Here is a 19,214-nt window from a genome sequence, read left to right as displayed (position 1 = left end):
TTTCATTTCTAGTTCAAAAAACATAATTGTGTGTCAACTTTTTTTAACACTGTCAAGAAAAGTTGACAATTTATTTAAACGCTTTCATAAATTTTCGTATTATTTAGATACAAAACCTTTTAAATTAAAAAATTTTTTAAATGAATATATAAATTTTTTGCGCTTTCAGAATAACAATCCTTTCCAGATCACTCCTTTCTTTAGTTCTCCAAAAAATTGGCATGATTTTTGCAATATAAAACAGTGAAGAGAATTTAAATAATGAACTATACAATTTGGGGGAAACGAAAATGGCATTGACAGAGGAACAAAAGAAAATCCTGGACATTTTTGAAGAGATGAAAAAGCATGGCCATGAGCAATTAATATTTAATTATGATAAATCAACAGGTCTTAAAGCGATTATTGCTATTCATGATACAACACTTGGTCCCGCTCTCGGCGGCTGTAGAATGTGGAATTACGAATCAACAAACGATGCAATCCTGGATGCGCTACGTTTATCAAAGGGAATGACATATAAATGTGCAGTATCTGGTGTGAATTATGGTGGAGGGAAAGCAGTCATCATAGGCGATCCAAAAAGTGAAAAATCAGATGAATTGTTCCAAGCATTTGGCTCTTTTGTTGAAACAATGAAGGGACGCTTTTATACCGGCACAGATGTTGGAACAGTAGGAATGGATTTTGTATCAGCAGCTAAACAAACAAGCTATCTTGTTGGTTTACCGAAGGAATATGGTGGAAGTGGAAACTCTGCTGTCATCACGGCCTTTGGTGTTTGGAATGCAATGAAAGCAACAGCGAAGGAAGTGTTTGGTACAGATTCATTAGAGGGTCTAACGATAGCAGTTCAAGGCCTTGGAAAAGTAGGACAATGTCTTGTAAAGCACTTATATGATGAAGGAGCAAAATTAATTGTCACGGATATATTTGAAGACAACATCCAAAAAGTTTTGGATCAGTATGAAGGTATTAAAGCAGTAGAGCCTAACAAAATTTACTCCGTTGAATGTGACATATTTTCTCCTAACGCCCTTGGTGCTGTTATTAATGATCAGACAATTCCTCAACTCAAGTGTTCAGCCATTGTAGGGGCAGCCAATAATGTGCTGAAAGAAGAACGTCATGGGGACATTCTTCATGAAAAAGGAATATTATATGCGCCTGATTATGTTGCGAACGCAGGAGGATTAATTCAAGTTGCTGATGAACTTCATGAATACAATCATGAAAGGGCTTTCGCGAATGCCAGAAGGATCTATGACATTTTAGGACAGATTTATAGCATTTCAAAGAAAGAAAATATACCAACCTATAAAGCAGCTAATTTATTAGTTGAAAATAAAATTAAAAAAATTGCAGGAATAAAAAGTAAATATGTAGGTTGTTAAAAGTCTGTGTTATCTGTAATAACCTAAATTTTTAGAAATGTGTGGTGAAGACTTTGAAGATAGAATTAGAATTTCCTATCAAACAAATTGTTGATAAGAATGGAGAATTAGTAGATAAATCCTATGAATCAATCGTGACAAAGGAAATGTCACAAGACTTTTACCGCCATATGGTCCGAATTAGAACGCTTGACCGCAAGTGCATTAATTTACAACGACAAGGCCGACTTGGGACTTATCCCCCTATTGAAGGGCAGGAAGCTGCACAAGTAGGAAGTGCGTTGGCACTTGAAGATGATGATTGGATGTATCCAACATATAGAGACCATGCAGCCTGCAATATATTCGCCAAGTCAATTTATAATCTATCCATATGGCTTGGTAGAGTAGAAGGGAATGTTCCTCCTAAAGGAAAGAATATATTGCCTGTATCTGTTCCGATTGCCACTCAGCTTCCGATTGCAACAGGAATCGCAATGGCATCCAAAAAACGAGGCTCCAAACAAGCTGCAATTGTATATTTCGGAGATGGTGCAACCTCTGAAGGAGATTTTCATGAGGGGTTAAATATGGCAAGTGTTTTTAAAGCACCAGTTGTATTTTTTAATCAGAACAATGGTTATGCCATTTCTGTACCAATTTGGAGACAAATGAATTCAAGAACAATTGCTCAAAAGGCGATTGCATATGATATTCCAGGCGTTCGTATTGACGGGAACGATATATTTGCAGTTTATTTTGAAACAAAAAAAGCGCTCGAACGTGCTCGGAATGGGGAAGGTCCTACATTAATTGAAGCGGTAACTTGGCGTTACGGTGCTCATACAACTGCAGACGATCCTACTAAATATCGGGACCAAACAGAAAGTGAAAAGCGACGGGAATTTGATCCGATTACACGCTTGGAATCCTTTATGAAACAACGGGGATATGCAGATGATTTATGGATCCAAAACGTTGCTGAAGAGGCAAGAATTGAAATTGAAGAAGTTGTAAAAAGGTTAGAAACGATGCCTCCGCCAAATGTAAATGATATGTTTGACCATATTTTTGCAGTGCCAACATGGACCATTCAAGAACAAAAGGATCGATATTTACGGCATTTGCGAGGTGAAAAATAGATGGCAATGATGGTTAGTACGAAACAATTAACAATGATTCAAGCGATTACTGACGCGATGCGTGTCATGCTTAAAGAACGTGAGGAAGTTATTATTTTTGGGGAAGATGTAGGAAAGAGCGGAGGAGTTTTCCGTGCTACAGAAGGACTTCAAAGAGAATTTGGTGAGGAACGTGTTTTTGATACCCCGCTAAGCGAATCTGGAATTATAGGTACTGCGATTGGAATGGCAATCAACGGAATGTTGCCAATTGCGGAAATTCAATTTTTCGGATTTATATATCCTGCCTACGAGCAAATCATGACTCATGCTGTACGCATGCGCTATCGTTCGTTGGGAACTTTTACAGTACCGCTAGTGATCCGTGCGCCATATGGAGCGGGTGTTCATGCTCCGGAAATTCACTCGGATAGCGCAGAGGCTTTATTTACTCACATGCCGGGTATTAAAGTTGTATGCCCCTCCAACCCGTTTGATGCAAAAGGTTTACTTATTGCATCTATCGAGGACCCGGATCCGGTGCTCTTCTTAGAACCACTACGGGCTTATCGTTCTGTTCGTGGAGAGGTGCCGGAAGGAAAGTATACAGTTGAGATTGGAAAAGGAAAAAAAGTAAAAGAAGGCAAAGATGTCACCGTCATTGCTTGGGGAGCCATGATGGCAGTTGCCATGAAAGCTAGCGAAGAGGCTGAGAAAAAAGGAATTAGCTGCGATGTGATCGACCTCAGGACATTATATCCAATAGATAAAGACATAATTGCAGAATCCGTCCAAAAAACTGGACGCTGTGTCATTGTTCATGAAGCACATGCAACAGGCGGAGTAGGAAATGATATTGTCTCAATTATAAATGACACTTCTTTCTTATATATGAAGGCACCAATTGAACGAGTAACGGGACCAGACGTTCATGTACCATTATTCGCGTTGGAAAATCATTATTTGCCAACCCCTGCCCGGGTAATGGAAGCGATAGAAGAAGTAATTAACTTTTAAGGAGGTGAAAAAGTGGTAGAGGTTAAATTACATGATATTGGTGAAGGAATACACGAAGGAGACATCCTAACATATTTTGTAGCAGTTGGTGACAAAGTGAGTATTGACCAACCATTAGTTGAAGTGCAAACCGAAAAAATGGTCGCAGAAATTTCCTCGCCAGTTTCCGGTACCATAAAAGAAATCTTAATCGAACCTGGAACAACTATTACCGTCGGTACAACGATTATAAAAATTGAAGAAGAAAATGGAACAAATGTAGAGACAAAAGCAGAACATTCTCAACCTCTTCATTCAGATAAAACTGCATCGTCAACAGAAAAAGAAACTACTTTACAAAAAAACGTTTTTGTGAATAGAGAAGGTAGAGAAGACAGGGTCATTGCAACACCTTATACGCGTAAAATTGCCAGAGAGAATAATGTCGACCTTTCGCTAGTAAAAGGAACAGGTCCTGCTGGACGAATTTTGGAAGAGGATGTCTATCGATATATTCAACAACAGAAAAATGCTCTAAATGAATTTGAGTCCCAAACTGTTAAAGAAGTATTTGAAACAGAAGAGAGGGCAGTAGAACCTGATGTTATTCCGTTTAGAGGAATTAGAAAGCAAATAGCAAAGAAAATGGTGAAGTCGCTTTATACGATTCCACACGTCTCTCATTTTGAAGAGATCGATATGACAAATTTAATTAACTTTAGAAATGAATTAAAGTCGATGGATGTCAATATTTCAGCAGTGGCTTTCTTCCTAAAAGCATTAGCAATTTCATTAAAAGATTTTCCGGTGTTTAATGCAAAATTAGATGAAGAAAATGAAGTCATTCGCCTCGAAAAGGTTGTCCACATTGGGCTTGCTACTGATACAGACCAAGGATTGATTGTACCTGTACTAAGGGACGTGCATAAAAAATCACTTTTACAAATTCATGCTGAAATGAAAGAGTTAACGAAAAAAGCACAGGAAGGAAAACTAAATCCAAAAGAAATGACGGGCAGCACCATTACAATAAGCAATGTTGGACCTTTAGGCAGCATTGGAGCAACACCAATTATTAATTACCCGGAAACTGCATTAATGGCATTTCATAAAACTAGAAAAATGCCGGTAGTTAATGATCAAGATGAAATTGTAATTCGTTCCATGATGAATATTACGATGACATTCGATCACCGTGTTGCAGACGGCGGAACAGCTGTTGCTTTTACAAATCGATTTAAATCATTGATCGAAAATCCGAAACTCCTCTTTTTGGAGTTGATGTAAAAATGGTAGGCAATACATTTTTGAAGCTTAGCTAGGCCTCATTAAAAATTTATTCTTCGGAGGAAACGATATGGTTGTAGGAGATTTTCCAATAGAAATAGATACTCTTGTTGTTGGTGCGGGGCCTGGTGGTTATGTTGCTGCTATACGTGCAGCCCAGCTTGGGCAAAAGGTTACAATTGTAGAAAAAGATAAAGTCGGTGGAGTTTGTCTAAATGTAGGTTGTATACCTTCAAAGGCATTAATTTCAGCTAGTCACCGCTATGAATATGCTAAGAAATCTGAGGATATGGGTATTAAAGCGGAAAATGTAAGCGTGGACTTTACTAAAGTTCAAGAATGGAAAGTAAGCGTAATTCATAAATTAACGAGTGGAGTTAGTAGTCTATTAAAAGCAAATCATGTTGACCTTGTAAAAGGTGAAGTCTATTTTGTTGATCAAAATACAGCACGTGTCATGGATGAAAATCATTCGCAAACCTATACATTTAAGCATGCGATCATCGCCACTGGTTCACGTCCAATTGAGCTGCCCAATATTAAATTTTCAAAGCGTGTAATGGATTCAACAGGAGCGCTGAACTTGCAAGAAATACCAAAGAAAATGGTAGTGATCGGTGGAGGATATATCGGCACAGAATTAGGGTCGGCTTATGCAAGTTTTGGAACTGAAGTAATCATTTTAGAAGGTTCGGAAAATATACTTGCTGGCTTCGAAAACCAAATGACACAAATTGTAAAGAAGCGTTTATCAAAAAAAGGCGTGGTTATCCATACGAAAGCCATGGTTAGTGAAGTTATTGAGCAAATTGATGGTGTACAAGTAAAAGTAAATATAAATGGAAATATAGAGACAATCGATGCAGATTATTGTTTAGTTACGGTCGGAAGAAAACCTAATACAGATGAAATGGGTCTTGAAAAGATTGGGATTTTATTAACAGATCGTGGTTTAATAAAAATAGATAAACAGTGCCGGACAAATATCAGTAATATTTTTGCAATTGGAGATATAGTAGAAGGTCCTCCACTCGCCCATAAAGCATCATATGAAGGTAAGATTGCAGCTGAGGTTATTAGCGGCATGAACTCTGTAATTGATTATTACGGCATTCCTGCTGTTTGTTACACAGATCCAGAATTAGCAACAGTAGGTTATACAGAGGGTTTAGCTAGGGAACAAGGAATCGAAATAAATGTGTCGAAATTCCCGTTCCAAGCAAATGGGCGTGCTTTGTCATTAGATGATACGGAAGGCTTTATGAAATTAATAACACGTAAAAAAGATAATGTAATCATTGGGGCACAAATAGTCGGACCAAATGCCTCAGAATTAATTTCAGAATTAAGTTTAGCTGTTGAAAATTGCTTAAGAGCTGAAGACGTTGCATTAACCATCCATGCCCATCCAACACTTGGGGAAATTACAATGGAAGCAGCTGAAGTTGCCCTTGGTCACCCGATCCATGTGATCAAGTAAAGTGGATATGATGTTCATTTAAAAAATGGCTCTCAACCGATTTGGTTGGGGGTCTTTTTTATATACTTTGAAAAGACTTTTGACCACCTATGATCATATAATAGTGGCATTCTTCTTAATGCCAATAGAGCAGCTATCACCTTTGTGAAAACATTTATAGAAATGGATTTGGTTAAATAGAAAGAAATTTTGGTGAATCAGGGAGATCATACAATATATTTTTACGTACTTTAACATTGGAAATTTTGTTATGGGATAAATATTGCGAGAAAATAAAACTAGAAAAAGTGCTAGGTCTCGATAAAAAAACAATGAATTATATAGAGAGATTCTTTATTGGTGTGAAATCCATGGTGAAGGGAGCAGAGGGAATAGTAGAAAAAATAAACAGAGTGGTGCAAGGTGGCTTTTTATACGATGAATATTGTTAACTAGGAAGTAATGCTTCATATAATGATGCTAACAACATGACGATCTTTCTTTTGTTGTATGTCAACCTCCTACTCGGCAGTAGTAGTCCATTTATAACATAAGAAATTCCTATCTCTATTTTGAAAAGTCTTTATCCCCTCCATGTGCGCAATTTTCATTTTAAGTATAAAATAAGTTAAAAAGCTTTCCATAAGAGCTCAAAAGTATTTTTATTATATTCCCATAAAACTAAACGTCTTATTACAGACTTGAAGATGAAATTAGCCGTTGACTAAATGTCTCAATCTTAGACGATGAAATAAAGTAGGATGATAAGGAGGGAAATAGATGAAAACGAAGGAAGAAATTTTCTTGTCAGCTTTAGAAGACATATTTATTGGAACGAAGATTGAAAGTAAAGCTGAATCAGGTTACATAAACTTAATGAATATAAAGGCGCAATATTTTGCGGATATTAAAGAACATTTGTTAGCCATTATTGATCAAGAACTTGAGAGGTTTCCTAATTTCCGGGAAGAACTTTTTGATAAGCTGTATACCTTTTTTTCTAGATATTTCAATGAGAGCGGGTCGATTTATTTTAGTAATACTCCTTGGTACAAAAGTGTTTACGAAAGAGTTTATTCGAATAAAGAAGATGTGGTCCTGTTTTGGAAAACCAATATGCTTTATTATGTTAAAACGGATGTCATTTTTAAATCTATGAAAGTAAATGTAAAACAATTTCAATTTATATTTGATGCTTCTGAAATCGAAATGAAAAAGAATAACGAAAAACGTGATTTAGTTTTTGAACTCGTACATGCAGAAAAAAATACGATTAAACTGAAAGCTCAATATTCCAATAAAAAGATAAACATTTCAGACCTAATAAAAAAAGCTGCAAATGCCGGGTGTGATGAATTAACGGAAGAAACGTTGAATAAAGCAATAAAATTATTTAAAAAGCAAAGTGAAGTAGACTTTTTTATCAACAAAAATGCAAAGCAGTTCTTGCAAGAACAATTCGATTTATGGCTGTACCAATATATGTTTAAGGAATTAAATTATTATGAAAGCACGAGAATCAACCAAATCACAGCTATGAAAAAAGTGGCTTTTCATATTATAGATTTTATATCTCAATTTGAAGATGAATTAGTAAAAATCTGGAACAAACCGAAATTTGTATTAAACAGCAACTATATAATCACAAAAGATAAAATTGAAAAGACCATTTTAAACCAAATTGTTGAAAGCAAAGGGATGGAAGAACAAATACAAGAGTGGAAGTCTCTTGGGTTTGTGCAAAATTCATTTACCTTAGATGAATTAACAAAAGAACAATATCAGTTTCTTCCATTTGATACGAAGTACTTTCCGGACTTGAAAGAGAAAATCGTTTCGGCTTTTCAACATTTAGATGAAGAGATGAATGGATGGTTTGTTAAAAGTGACAGCTATCATGCATTGAATACGTTAAAAGAAAAGTTTAAAGGACAAGTCAAATGCATATACATTGATCCTTTATATAATACGGGCGATGATGGTTTTCTTTATAAAGATAATTTCCAACATTCTACTTGGCTAACGATGATGGAGAATCGATTAACGTTGGCTAGGGAATTTTTAACGGACGATGGTTTGATTTTTATTAGTATCGATGAAGATGAAACACATCGGCTTCGAATGCTTTTAGATAAGATTTTTGGTGAGGAAAATTTTGTCAATGAAATTATTTGGCAAAAACTAACGTCAGCGAAAAAGCAAAGCAACTTTTTCTCCAATGTTCACGATACTATTTTAGTTTATAGAAAGACACCGAAGCGGCAACAATTGAAAAAAGTGTTTATCCAATCGGAAAAGGATGATCAAAATTATAAACATATTGAAGAGGGCACGGGACGAAGATATGGCGATTTTGACTTTACGCAAAAAGGTCAAGGCGGACCAAGAATTTTTAACGGTGAACTAAAGTATCCGCCTGAAGGGAAACATTGGATTTGGAGCCAAGAAAAAATTGATGAAGGAATAAAAAAAGGATTAATTATTTTTACGAAAACTGGAATGCCGCGGGTAAAAAGATATTTAGATGAGAAGGTAGGAAATCCTGTCGGAGATATTTGGGTGGATGAGATGGTAAAACCATTATCCGCAAATTCAAGTGAAAGAGAAAATTTTGAAACACAAAAGCCTGTGGACTTAATTAAAAGAATTATTGAAGTATCAACGGAACCAGATGACATCATTATGGATTTTAATGCTGGCACAGGGACAACCGCCCATGCAGTTGTTGCTGTAAATAGTGATGATGGCGGGAATCGGAAGTATATCAATGTGGAAATTGACGAATGGTTCGATACGATCATGCTTCCTAGAATTAAAAGAGTTATTTTTAATACCCCTAATAAGAGCGGCAACGTTGGGCATTCCCATGTCATGAAGTATTACCACCTAGAGCAGTATGAAGATACATTGAAGAAAGTTCATTATAAAGATGCGGAATTTCTGTTAGTCGATGAAAGAAAGTCGCCATTTGAACAATATGTATTTTTAAGAGATATGAAAATGGCTGACGCATTAGAAATGGAAGGCAATGAAATAAAGGTCAATGTCAATCGCATTTATCCAAATATTGATTTAGCAGAGACTTTATCCTGTTTATTTGGTCAGAAAATAGAAAAATTAGAGAAATCGAAAGTAACATTCGAGAATGGGCTAGTGGTAGATTTAGAAAACATGGATTACCACTATATTAAACCTTTGATTTGGTGGTGCTAGAGTTCATGAAACCAATCTTAGAAAAAATGGTTTCTGCCATAAATATTTATGATCTCCCTGAAAATTGGACTGGGTTTGATGCGAAAAAATTCTCGCATTATAAAAATTTGTTCGACTATCAACAAGATGCGATTCATCATGCAATAAAAGCGCTGTATTTATTTTACGAACAAGGATTTGATTATGCGGGAACTGAAGGAACATCAGAAAATATAATTAGAAAAAGACAGCTTTATGATCGCTATAATGCTTTTGATAAAAATATTGCGAAACTGTCTGTGAAAAATACAAAAAAAGAGGGTTTTTTGTACAACATTTTTGAAGAATATTATGAAACTGACCACAATAAAGAAATTAGCTTCATGAATTTTGTCAATCGGATGGCTTTTTCCATGTCGACAGGGAGCGGGAAAAGCTTATTGATTATTAAAGTCATCCAATTGCTTGATTATTTACAAAAATTGAATGAAATACCGAAGAAAGATATTCTTTTGCTTGCTCCAAGAGAAGACTTAATAAATCAGACGAAAAAATTAGTCGATGAATTTAACCAAGATCCTAAAAATCCATATATAGAGCTCATCGATTTAAAAGAATATGAGAAGGTAAAAAGTGAAATCGCTTTTGATTTAGGAGAAATTAAAGTTTTTTATTATCGATCGGATTTAATTTCCGATGAAAATACGGAAGCGTATGTATCTTTTAGGGATTATGATAATGATGGAAATTGGTATGTCCTGCTAGATGAAGCCCATAAAGGCGGGAAGGAACATTCAAAAAGGCAAGCGTATTATTCGATATTATCGAGAAATGGGTTTTTGTTTAACTTTTCCGCCACCTTTACAGATGTATCTGATATCGCAACAACCGTAAAGAATTACGATATCATGCAATTTAATGAAGATGGGTATGGAAAAAATGTTTATATAAGCAGTTCAGAATTTACTTCTTTTAAAACCAGCAAAAATGATTTTCCGCTGGAAGAAAAATTGAAAATTACTTACAAAACGCTCATTACTTTGACTCTAATAAAACTATCTGCGAAAGAGGTCAAAAAAATCAATCCAGCCTTTTACCATAGTCCGCTATTAGTGACGCTTGTCAATTCTGTAAATAAGAAAGATGCAGATCTCAAAATATTTTTTATAGCTTTATTACATTTTGCGTCAGAAGAAAATTTTGATCAATCGATTTTTGATTTAGCTAAAGAGGAACTGTACCAAGAATTTACAAAGAACAAAGAGCTGGCAGTCGGTGATGGAAAATTAAAGTTTAACTTATCAATGATAAAAAATATAACACCAAAACATGTATTAAGAGAGGTCTTTAATTCTGAAAACTTTGGAAGCATTGAAGTGATTCGATCGAATAATGATAAAGAAATTGCATTCCGATTAAAAACGTCAGATTTAACATCGAATCCTTTTGCTTTGATAAAAATCGGGAATGTCCATGAATGGGAAAAAGAAATGCTTGAAGGCTTCGATTTTTCAAATGCCTTCGAAAATAGGAGTTATTTTGAGGGGCTGAACGAAAGCGGCGATATCAATATTTTAATGGGATCACGATCTTTTTATGAAGGTTGGGATTCTACACGCCCGAATGTTATCAATTATATAAATATAGGTACTTCAACAGATGCAAAAAAATTTTTATTGCAATCAATAGGAAGGGGCATTCGGCTTGAACCGCTGCCAAATGAAAGAAAACGGCTCTTATTTTTAATGAATGCTGGCAAGATTACAACAGAAGAGTATAACGCAATGAGGGAGTATGTCCCGCTATTAGAAACGTTATTTTTATTTTCCACGAATAAAAATGTTTTAGAGCAAATTTTCGGATTAAAAGATGATTTAACGAAGGATAAACCGATGATCATTGAATTAGAAAAAAATAGTGCTCCATTTCCTTTGCTCATTCCAGAATACCGAAAAAAAGATGTTCATATTGCACGGATGCCGAAATTCAAAATTTCAACGAGTTCATTGGGAAGATTGAAAATATATTTTAGTAGTATCCCCATCCAAGCTGTATTGCTGCAATTTGATTTGACAGTTTCTGAATATCAACTTTTAAAAGAAGTGATTTTAGGTAAAGAAAAGGACATTTTTCAAATGGACGAAGGGCATCATTACAAAGATCTTTCAATATTAGTTGAAAAACTTATACGGCACATAAAATATAAAGAAAACTTCGTCTCCGGTTTTAAAGAAGTCAAGGATGAAATCGAACATTATAAAAAGATTTATGTGTCAAAAAACGAAGCTGAGATCATGAAGGAAAAAGTCCAAGCCGTTATTCATTCAAAAGAGAGCGGGACAATCGATGAAGATGAATTAATAAGTTTATTGATGGATGGGAAAATAACGAAGCAACAATTTAAAGAAAAGCAGGCATTGATTCATAAAGGTAAAAAGAAAATAACCTACAAAGAACTAACATTAACTTATATCCCAGAACATTACTATATCCCTTTAATTGTTTCCGATGATGAGAAAGTTGACTATATCAACCATATTATTAAAAACGAAAGTGAAGTAGAGTTTATTCGTGCGCTTGAAAATTATATTACCAGTCATCAAGACCAGATCAAAGAAACGTACGACTATTGGATGTTTAGCAAATTAGATGAAACGGTAGACAATATTTATATTCCTTATTACCACGAAAATAAATTTCATAAATTCCATCCAGATTTTATTTTTTGGTTTATAAAAGATAATAAGTATAAGATCCTGTTTGTCGATCCAAAAGGAATGGAGCATACAAATTGGACCTATAAAGTCGATGGTTTTATTCGATTGTTTGAAAATAAAAACTTTCAATACAACGGTTTAACGATTTCCACTTCGTTGAAGCTATTTTCTAAAGATAAAAAGCCACCTGCTATGTATAAGGATTATTGGGCATCGAATGTGGACGAGCTGTTTATTTAATTGTGCTCCAGGCCTTTCGAAAATTTGTGAAAATATAGGCAGCTAATCATTATATATATGAGAGTTATTTTTCGCATCTTGAAAGAAATTCCGCTAGTCAATTAACACAAAATGCAGAAAGGGGCTTTCTGAAAGCCCCTTTCTTTACATATGAATTGAAATTTTTTCTTTATTAAATTTTATTTTAGCGGGATCGAAATTTCGGATAACCAAATGTTTTGCTTCATTTTTAAAGCGGTTCCGAATATTGACGGAATAATTTTTATGATATTCATCCACTACATATTTGTTATAAAGTTCAGTGGTTAATGGGGTTTTACTAATAATCATTAATGCCATACAATCGAGATTCTTGAAATCTTGAGCGAGCCTTCGATGTTCATCCTCATCAAAATCACCTGTAAATTTTTCATTGCCATAATCGGAAAAAATGCAATCGTAAGGCGGATCAAGAAACATAAAATCGCTAGAAGTAGCTAGTGAAAATAGTTTAGAGTAATCTCCATTATAAATGTCGGTTCTCTTCAATAGATGAGAATGTTCCTCCGTTAATAATTTTGTATTAAAGGTTTTGTATCTGCCAAAAGGGACATTATATTCTCTTTGCTTATTGTATCGGATCATTCCGCTATAGGAAGTTTTATTAATAAAAAAATATACGACAGATTCCAACCATTCTCCAGTTGGATGATTGAATTCCTCTCTCATCTTATAATATAACTCTTCATTTTTATTAGGCACCTTGTCATTTGGAAATTGCCTTTTCAACGCTTCGTATTCTTTTTGATTTTTTTCATAAATGTCTTGAAGAAGATCTAACTGTTTTCGAACTTCATGGTAATTATTTTTAATGTCCCAATAGGTTTTCATTAATTTTTCATTAATATCATTAATGACAGATTTTCTATGATTTAAATGAAAAAATACGGCACCGCCGCCTACAAAAGGTTCATAATACGTATCAAACGTTTGTGGGATATGTTGTTGAAAATATTTAATTTCTGTCGTTTTCCCCCCGCGGTATTTAAGAAAAGGTTTCATCTTGTGCTCACCTTAGATCATTTTTATATGTTTATCTTCCTCCATTTAAACACAATTTGTTTGTTCGGCCAACGGATTCCCATGATCATTTAATGTCTAAAAAATGCAGTGTATTGTGCACTATTTAATGCTTCACCGTTTTTCGTAGCAATTGGATAAAAAATTCCTTAAGAACTAGAGTCACCATTTTTCTTTCCTATAAATTGGTTTTATTACGGTTCATTTTTCAATGAATGAGAATATCTTTCATGTACAACAATATATTTTAAATACATGAAGGTCACACATACTTGAACAGCATTGATAATTTTTTCTTCTTAAAAAGGTTAATGAATCATTTCGAAAAGGCGTGAAGAGTGATGAATGTTATTACAACTTTGCAAGAGAGGCGTGAAGCAAAGCGTATAGCTTTTGAGCGAAAAGTATTGCGTGAACTTTCGTTGAAACAAATAAAGGAAAAAATATCTTATTATTTTTCTCCATTTTTCCGCTCTCATTCGATTTTTCGCACAGCGGTTGAAGATGGAAGCGTTGATATTGCTATTGAGCTATATATTTTAGGCGCTACAATGAGCCGATTTGGCTTTTATGGTGAAACTGAAGAGCAAGTAAGAGCAAGATGTGAAAGCGAGATCAAATATTATACCGATTCTTTATTAGACTATTTAGAGTATTGGGGTGCTATAGATGGCAATGATCAGATGGGTGAAGCCATGTATATAGCAGTCGAACAATTTGCTTTATATTGGTGGACAGAAGGTTTTCGGAAAGGTGAAAGAAGATACAAAATGCGTTTGCATTAACCAATATTAAGCTAAATAAAATCCCCTCATATTTATTCCTCTTGTCCCATATAGTGAAGTAGGAAAAATACGAGGGGTGCCAAAAAATGAAAAGAAAAATACAGTTTTTCATATTTATATGCGGAACAGTCTTATTATTTTTTCTTTTTCAATATCAGTTTTCTATTCTTAATACTTGGGATTCTTGGAGTTTACCTTTATCGGGGAAAGTGATCATTGTTGATCCGGGGCACGGCTATCCAGATCCTGGCGCCGGGCCAGAAGGTGCTTATGAAAAAGACATTGCCTTCAACATATCATTACTTTTAAGAGATTATTTACAAGAAGCCGGCGCACTTGTAATCATGACTCGGGAAGATGACAATGATTTAGCAGATAAAGATTTAAAAGGTTACAGTCGGAGAAAGACTCAAGATTTAATGAGACGGGTGGAACTCATTAATAATTCTAATGGCGACTTGCTTATTTCTGTTCATCTCAATTCATTGCCTTCTCCAAGATGGAGCGGAGCGCAAACTTTTTATTACCCGCGTTATGAAGAAAATAAACGTTTAGCAGAGCTTATTCAAAAGGAAATGCAAATTAATTTAGGAAATACAGTCAGACATGCCAAAGCTATCAACCATGTGTATGTATTAAAAGAAGCAAAAATGCCATCGGTATTAGTAGAAGCCGGATTCCTTTCAAATCCAGCCGAAAGGGAAAAACTGAAGACAAAAGCTTATCAAGATAAAGTTGCGGCAAGTATTTATCAAGGAATCCTACGCTTATACACAGAGAAGCCGAAAGATTCAAACCAATAGACAAACTGAGGTTTTATTCAACTATAATTGTGTTATAATCATAGTGTTAACAATTAATCATTAGGTGGTGGGTTTCTTGGTAACAAGAGAACAGGTAAGAGATATACTAGGAAAGTTGAAGGACCCTTTTTTACATAAAACGCTTGAAGAAACAAATGGTATTGAAGAAATAAGCATTAAAGAAGAAAAAAATCATGTCAGTGTAAAAGTTGCCATTGCGAAAGTTGGCACTGGTGAGCAAATTCAAATTCAACAGCAAATAGTAAATGCTTTGAAAAATGCAGGCGCCAATACAGTTGGTATTCGTTTTAGCCAACTTCCGCCAGAAGTAGTTGCAAAATTTGCTTCTGAATCAAATACAACATCTATTTTATCGCCAGGAACGAAAACGACATTTATTGCAATTGCCAGTGGTAAAGGCGGAGTAGGGAAATCCACTGTTTCCGTAAATCTGGCAGTCGCTTTGGCTAGATTAGGAAAAAAAGTTGGTTTAGTAGATGCTGATATTTATGGTTTCAGTGTTCCTGATATGATGGGAATTGTAGATCGTCCGGAAGTTAAAAATGACCGTATTATGCCAGTTAACCGTTTTGGTGTTAAAGTGATTTCCATGGGCTTTTTTGTTGAAGATAATGCGCCAATTATTTGGAGAGGCCCAATGCTTGGTAAGATGCTGAACCAGTTCTTCACTGAAGTTGACTGGGGTGACCTTGATTATTTATTATTAGACTTACCGCCAGGAACAGGTGACGTGGCATTGGATGTTCATCAGATGATTCCTCATTGTAAAGAAATTATTGTCACAACGCCGCATCCAACTGCAGCTTTTGTTGCAGCACGGGCAGGTGCAATGGCAGTAAAAACGGAGCACGAACTTTTAGGTGTCATAGAAAATATGTCTTATTTTGAAAGTAAGTTAACAGGTGAGAAAGAGTACATTTTTGGCAAAGGAGGCGGAAAGAAACTTGCTGAGGATTTGAACACGACACTCCTTGGACAAATTCCGCTCGGACAGCCGGAAATTGATGAAAAAGATTTCGCTCCATCCATTTATGATGAAGATGATAAAATAGGTCAAATTTATATGAAAATTGCGGAACAAGTCGTCGAACTTACGAATAAATAATGAAATAAAAATGTCAGGTACACTTCTTAAAAATAGAAGAGTACCTGACATTTTTTACATTGAAAAATTGGATTTTAGAGCTTTGTATAAGTTTTCAAATTTTGTTCTCTAAAATCCAAAAATGATTTTGGGTCAAAAAGCAATATACTTTAGATCTTTAACTCACAGTCCCTAAGTACTTCCTTTCATAGTCAAGAGCTTGTATGCTAAATTAGCTAGTTCCTTCACTACCTTGACCGTCTTGGCCACCGCCTTCTTGTCCGCTGTCTCCTTCTTCTTGACCGCCGCCTTTTTGAATTTCTTGGGCGCCTTTAATTAGAAGATCCTGCATTCTTGCTTTGAAAAGCGGGCTTTCTAGCGTTTCCATTATTACCGATTTCATTTGTTCTCTATATTGTTGAGATTTCAAAACATCTCTTAATTGTTGTTCCATTTCCGGATTTTTTAAAATATCTATCATTAATGATTGATATTCCGGGTCTTTCATTAAATCTTTAATTAGTTTTTCATGTTCTTTTTGCATGGATTTTGCAAAGGCTTCTGCAAATTTTGGATCTTCAAATTGTTTTTTCCAAAATTGTTCTGCTTCTTTTGAGGTAAGTACACCTTTAATTGTTTCTTTTACGACCGATTCTTCCATAATGAGTTTTGCTTTTGTTTTTTCATCTGCTAAGACATCTTCAATTGCTTTTTTTCCTTCATCAGTTTTTAAAATATCGATGACTAATTTTTTTGTCCCCTCATAATCACCAGTTTGTCCGTTTCCTTGTTCAGCTGGTGCACACCCATATATGAAAAGCAATAAAAGTACGAGGAGCATTGCATAGTTTTTCATATAGTTTAGCTCCTTTCAAGAAGTCTTTCCTATCTTTTAATATGATAAAAATTTAAAAAAATATGCGTTCAATTGATATAGCATTTTAGGAAGGTGATTGATACAATTAGACAAGAAGTTATTCTGTTGGAGGCAAAAAAAGTGACTAGTCGAAGTTGGGTTTATTTATTTATTTCAACATTATTGTTAGGTGGCATTAGCACTATATTTGTAGGGTTCGCTGTGGAATGGGGGCGTTACTCTACATTATTCCTAGAGTTTGATGTAATCGAAATCATTTCAGTTGCTTTTTGGTTCTTAGGGGTAGGATTTATTTTTAGTTTAATTAGTCAAGCTGGGTATTTCGCGTATTTAACCGTTCATCGTTTCGGGTTAGGTATTTTTAAATCGTTATGGGGTTCTGTGCAAATTTTGCTTACCATTTTCGTTTTATTTGATTTTGTTTATTTACGCTATCAAGCATTTGCCAAACCAGGGGATCCACTTCTTCCTTACGTTGTTCCGGCATTATTGATCTTGCTTTATGGACTTGTTGTAGCTTATTTTAAGGTGAAGCAAACAAACCAAGCAGCTTTTATCCCAGCATTATTTTTTATGGTAGCCGTCTCAATTATTGAGTGGGTGCCTGCTTTACGTGCCAATGAGCAGAATTGGTTATTATTAATGATTTTTCCACTATTAATATGCAATACATGGCAGCTGTTTATTCTATATAAATTAAACCAAGCAAGTAAAAGAGGATCTGCTAAATAAGTCAAAAAAATAGGGCAAGGAGAGAAAAATTATTCTTTTTCTCTGCTTGCCTTCTTGCTTGGCTTATTTTATTTCAGAAGTTCTAATATCCGCATTAGAGATCAATTCATCAATTGTAACACTTTTCAAACTTTTGGCTTTTAACCCCTTAATGATAAGCGGCAATGCTTTTTCAGTTTGAAGTGCAGAATCGGAGGCATGTAGCAACACGATATCTCCACCGCTCACAGCAGGAACAACATTCTCCACAATTTTATCAACACCTGGATTTGTATAATCTTTCGAATCGACACTATAATGAACAATCGAGTATCCATAAGCATCGGCAATTCTTAAGATTTTTTTGTTGAAGTTTCCATTTGGAGTACGGAAATACTTTACATCTTTAACACCTAATTTTTTAAAAGTTTCGCCAGCCATTAAGATGTCTCTTCTGATCTTTTTCTCATCCCCATCAACGTAATTACGGTAATGATAACCTAGACTGCCGATCTCATGACCTTCTTTTATAATTCTTTCAACGATCTGTGGGTGCCTTTCTGCCCAAGATGCAGAAATAAAAAAAGTGGTATTTTTAACTCCTTCATTTTTGAGAACATCCAAGATCTTTTCGGCTTGTTCATCTCCCCAATTAATATCAAAAGTAAGTGCGATTTTCTTTCCTGCTTTTTCACCCTTATAAATGGCCATCGGACCTTCTTTAGTAGAAAAAACGGCCGTTTGTAAATTTCCCATATACAAAACAAGTGCTGCAAAAAAAGCAGCAATGACAACGATAAGAGATTGCTTTACCTTCTTACCGTTAATTACATAAAAACTCATGTAATAACCTCCCTGACAAGTGTAAAACGGTATTCGCTAATAAATAAATATGCTAAGTAGGACAAGGCTATGAATAAATTCTTGTAATAATGAGAAATATTATCTGTACAGAATCTGGCAATTTGGTAAGTAACAAACAACGAAGAAAGGTGAAAATATGCTTGCATTTATAGTTAATAATAGAGAAATGAAAGAGTTGGAATACTTAATAAAAAGAGAAATGGATGAAATATTACATGATTTAAACGATTCAAGAATAGATCATATCGTTAAGGATGCAATGGAAGACCGTTATCAAGTTTTATTTAATCTATTAAAAAGATTTGCTTCGCAATCTGAATACAGTAAGTATGTTCGAGCAAAAAAATATAAATGCCAAAAAAAAATTAAATAATTAATAAAAACTTTATTGACTCCTTTAAATCATCCTGCTAAAATAAAAAAAGTCTCGAACAGAGATTTATGTTAAATTAAACATTTAATTAAAAAGAAAAAAGATATATTGACTTCTGCGAAAAGAGATGTTAATATAATAGAGCGTCACGAAGATGATAGTTCTTTGAGTGTGATGCTAAAAAAGTTCAATGATCTTTGAAAACTAAACAAAATGTCAAGCGTGCGGCAATGTTGAATGTTTTATTCAACG

The 19,214-nt window shown here is 34.8% G+C and carries 15 protein-coding genes; 12 read left to right on the top strand and 3 right to left on the bottom strand.

Annotation, left to right across the window (positions count from 1 at the left end):
• Positions 1-320 precede the first annotated feature (320 nt).
• The 7 genes from HR057_RS12395 (at position 321) to HR057_RS12365 (ending at position 12,385) form a co-directional block, all read left to right on the top strand.
• Complete coding sequence (locus tag HR057_RS12395; RefSeq protein WP_173731825.1) at positions 321-1,394, top strand: Glu/Leu/Phe/Val family dehydrogenase; 1,074 nt, start codon at positions 321-323, stop codon at positions 1,392-1,394.
• A 59-nt stretch (positions 1,395-1,453) separates the two neighbouring features.
• Positions 1,454-2,515 (top strand): pyruvate dehydrogenase (acetyl-transferring) E1 component subunit alpha, encoded by a 1,062-nt coding sequence (gene pdhA, locus HR057_RS12390; RefSeq protein ID WP_173731824.1) that lies wholly within the window; start codon positions 1,454-1,456, stop codon positions 2,513-2,515.
• Positions 2,516-3,511, top strand: a complete 996-nt coding sequence (locus HR057_RS12385) for an alpha-ketoacid dehydrogenase subunit beta (protein ID WP_173731761.1) — start codon at positions 2,516-2,518, stop codon at positions 3,509-3,511.
• Between the two features lie 12 nt (positions 3,512-3,523).
• Entirely contained in the window at positions 3,524-4,777 is a 1,254-nt protein-coding gene (locus HR057_RS12380; protein WP_173731760.1) for a dihydrolipoamide acetyltransferase family protein, read from the top strand.
• A 70-nt stretch (positions 4,778-4,847) separates the two neighbouring features.
• On the top strand, positions 4,848-6,257 hold the full coding sequence (lpdA, locus tag HR057_RS12375; RefSeq protein ID WP_173731759.1) for a dihydrolipoyl dehydrogenase: 1,410 nt from the start codon (positions 4,848-4,850) through the stop codon (positions 6,255-6,257).
• A 759-nt stretch (positions 6,258-7,016) separates the two neighbouring features.
• Positions 7,017-9,449, top strand: a complete 2,433-nt coding sequence (locus HR057_RS12370) for a site-specific DNA-methyltransferase (protein WP_173731758.1) — start codon at positions 7,017-7,019, stop codon at positions 9,447-9,449.
• 5 nt (positions 9,450-9,454) lie between these two features.
• Positions 9,455-12,385, top strand: coding sequence for a DEAD/DEAH box helicase family protein (locus HR057_RS12365; protein ID WP_173731757.1), 2,931 nt, complete (start codon positions 9,455-9,457; stop codon positions 12,383-12,385).
• Between the two features lie 144 nt (positions 12,386-12,529).
• On the opposite strand, the gene HR057_RS12360 is transcribed toward HR057_RS12365, so the two are convergent.
• Positions 12,530-13,426: a DNA adenine methylase gene (locus tag HR057_RS12360; RefSeq protein WP_173731756.1), complete on the bottom strand. Its 897-nt coding sequence runs from the start codon at positions 13,424-13,426 to the stop codon at positions 12,530-12,532.
• A gap of 359 nt (positions 13,427-13,785) precedes the next feature.
• On the opposite strand from HR057_RS12360, the gene HR057_RS12355 reads away from it, so the two are divergent.
• The 3 genes from HR057_RS12355 to HR057_RS12345 all read left to right on the top strand — a co-directional run bounded on the left by HR057_RS12355 (position 13,786) and on the right by HR057_RS12345 (position 16,158).
• Positions 13,786-14,229 (top strand): DUF2521 family protein, encoded by a 444-nt coding sequence (locus HR057_RS12355; RefSeq protein WP_173731755.1) that lies wholly within the window; start codon positions 13,786-13,788, stop codon positions 14,227-14,229.
• Between the two features lie 86 nt (positions 14,230-14,315).
• Positions 14,316-15,032, top strand: a complete 717-nt coding sequence (cwlD, locus tag HR057_RS12350; RefSeq protein ID WP_173731754.1) for an N-acetylmuramoyl-L-alanine amidase CwlD — start codon at positions 14,316-14,318, stop codon at positions 15,030-15,032.
• A 76-nt stretch (positions 15,033-15,108) separates the two neighbouring features.
• Positions 15,109-16,158 (top strand): Mrp/NBP35 family ATP-binding protein, encoded by a 1,050-nt coding sequence (locus HR057_RS12345; RefSeq protein WP_173731753.1) that lies wholly within the window; start codon positions 15,109-15,111, stop codon positions 16,156-16,158.
• Positions 16,159-16,369: 211 nt separating this feature from the next.
• Here HR057_RS12345 and gerD read toward each other — a convergent pair whose 3' ends face one another.
• Positions 16,370-16,993, bottom strand: coding sequence for a spore germination lipoprotein GerD (gene gerD, locus HR057_RS12340; RefSeq protein WP_173731752.1), 624 nt, complete (start codon positions 16,991-16,993; stop codon positions 16,370-16,372).
• A gap of 141 nt (positions 16,994-17,134) precedes the next feature.
• Between gerD and HR057_RS12335 the strand changes: the two genes are divergently transcribed.
• Entirely contained in the window at positions 17,135-17,746 is a 612-nt protein-coding gene (locus HR057_RS12335) for a KinB-signaling pathway activation protein (protein ID WP_173731751.1), read from the top strand.
• A gap of 63 nt (positions 17,747-17,809) precedes the next feature.
• Here HR057_RS12335 and pdaB read toward each other — a convergent pair whose 3' ends face one another.
• Positions 17,810-18,568: a polysaccharide deacetylase family sporulation protein PdaB gene (gene pdaB, locus HR057_RS12330; protein WP_173731750.1), complete on the bottom strand. Its 759-nt coding sequence runs from the start codon at positions 18,566-18,568 to the stop codon at positions 17,810-17,812.
• A 157-nt stretch (positions 18,569-18,725) separates the two neighbouring features.
• Between pdaB and HR057_RS12325 the strand changes: the two genes are divergently transcribed.
• Positions 18,726-18,962: a hypothetical protein gene (locus HR057_RS12325; RefSeq protein WP_173731749.1), complete on the top strand. Its 237-nt coding sequence runs from the start codon at positions 18,726-18,728 to the stop codon at positions 18,960-18,962.
• Positions 18,963-19,214: the final 252 nt, after the last annotated feature.

This window comes from Calidifontibacillus erzurumensis, from assembly GCF_013303125.1.
Classification (GTDB): domain Bacteria; phylum Bacillota; class Bacilli; order Bacillales; family Bacillaceae_J; genus Calidifontibacillus; species Calidifontibacillus erzurumensis.
Note: the sequence above shows the minus strand (reverse complement) of the source record. Positions and strands in the feature narration are given on the sequence as shown.

What these genes read in the sequence shown, in the direction of transcription:
- HR057_RS12385 (WP_173731761.1), top strand. Translation starts at nt 2,516, where the DNA reads ATGGCAATGATGGTTAGTACGAAACAATTAACAATGATTCAAGCGATT.
- cwlD (WP_173731754.1), top strand. Translation starts at nt 14,316, where the DNA reads ATGAAAAGAAAAATACAGTTTTTCATATTTATATGCGGAACAGTCTTA.
- lpdA (WP_173731759.1), top strand. Translation starts at nt 4,848, where the DNA reads ATGGTTGTAGGAGATTTTCCAATAGAAATAGATACTCTTGTTGTTGGT.
- gerD (WP_173731752.1), bottom strand. Translation starts at nt 16,993, where the DNA reads ATGAAAAACTATGCAATGCTCCTCGTACTTTTATTGCTTTTCATATAT.
- pdaB (WP_173731750.1), bottom strand. Translation starts at nt 18,568, where the DNA reads ATGAGTTTTTATGTAATTAACGGTAAGAAGGTAAAGCAATCTCTTATC.
- HR057_RS12360 (WP_173731756.1), bottom strand. Translation starts at nt 13,426, where the DNA reads ATGAAACCTTTTCTTAAATACCGCGGGGGGAAAACGACAGAAATTAAA.
- HR057_RS12365 (WP_173731757.1), top strand. Translation starts at nt 9,455, where the DNA reads ATGAAACCAATCTTAGAAAAAATGGTTTCTGCCATAAATATTTATGAT.
- HR057_RS12355 (WP_173731755.1), top strand. Translation starts at nt 13,786, where the DNA reads ATGAATGTTATTACAACTTTGCAAGAGAGGCGTGAAGCAAAGCGTATA.
- HR057_RS12325 (WP_173731749.1), top strand. Translation starts at nt 18,726, where the DNA reads ATGCTTGCATTTATAGTTAATAATAGAGAAATGAAAGAGTTGGAATAC.
- HR057_RS12370 (WP_173731758.1), top strand. Translation starts at nt 7,017, where the DNA reads ATGAAAACGAAGGAAGAAATTTTCTTGTCAGCTTTAGAAGACATATTT.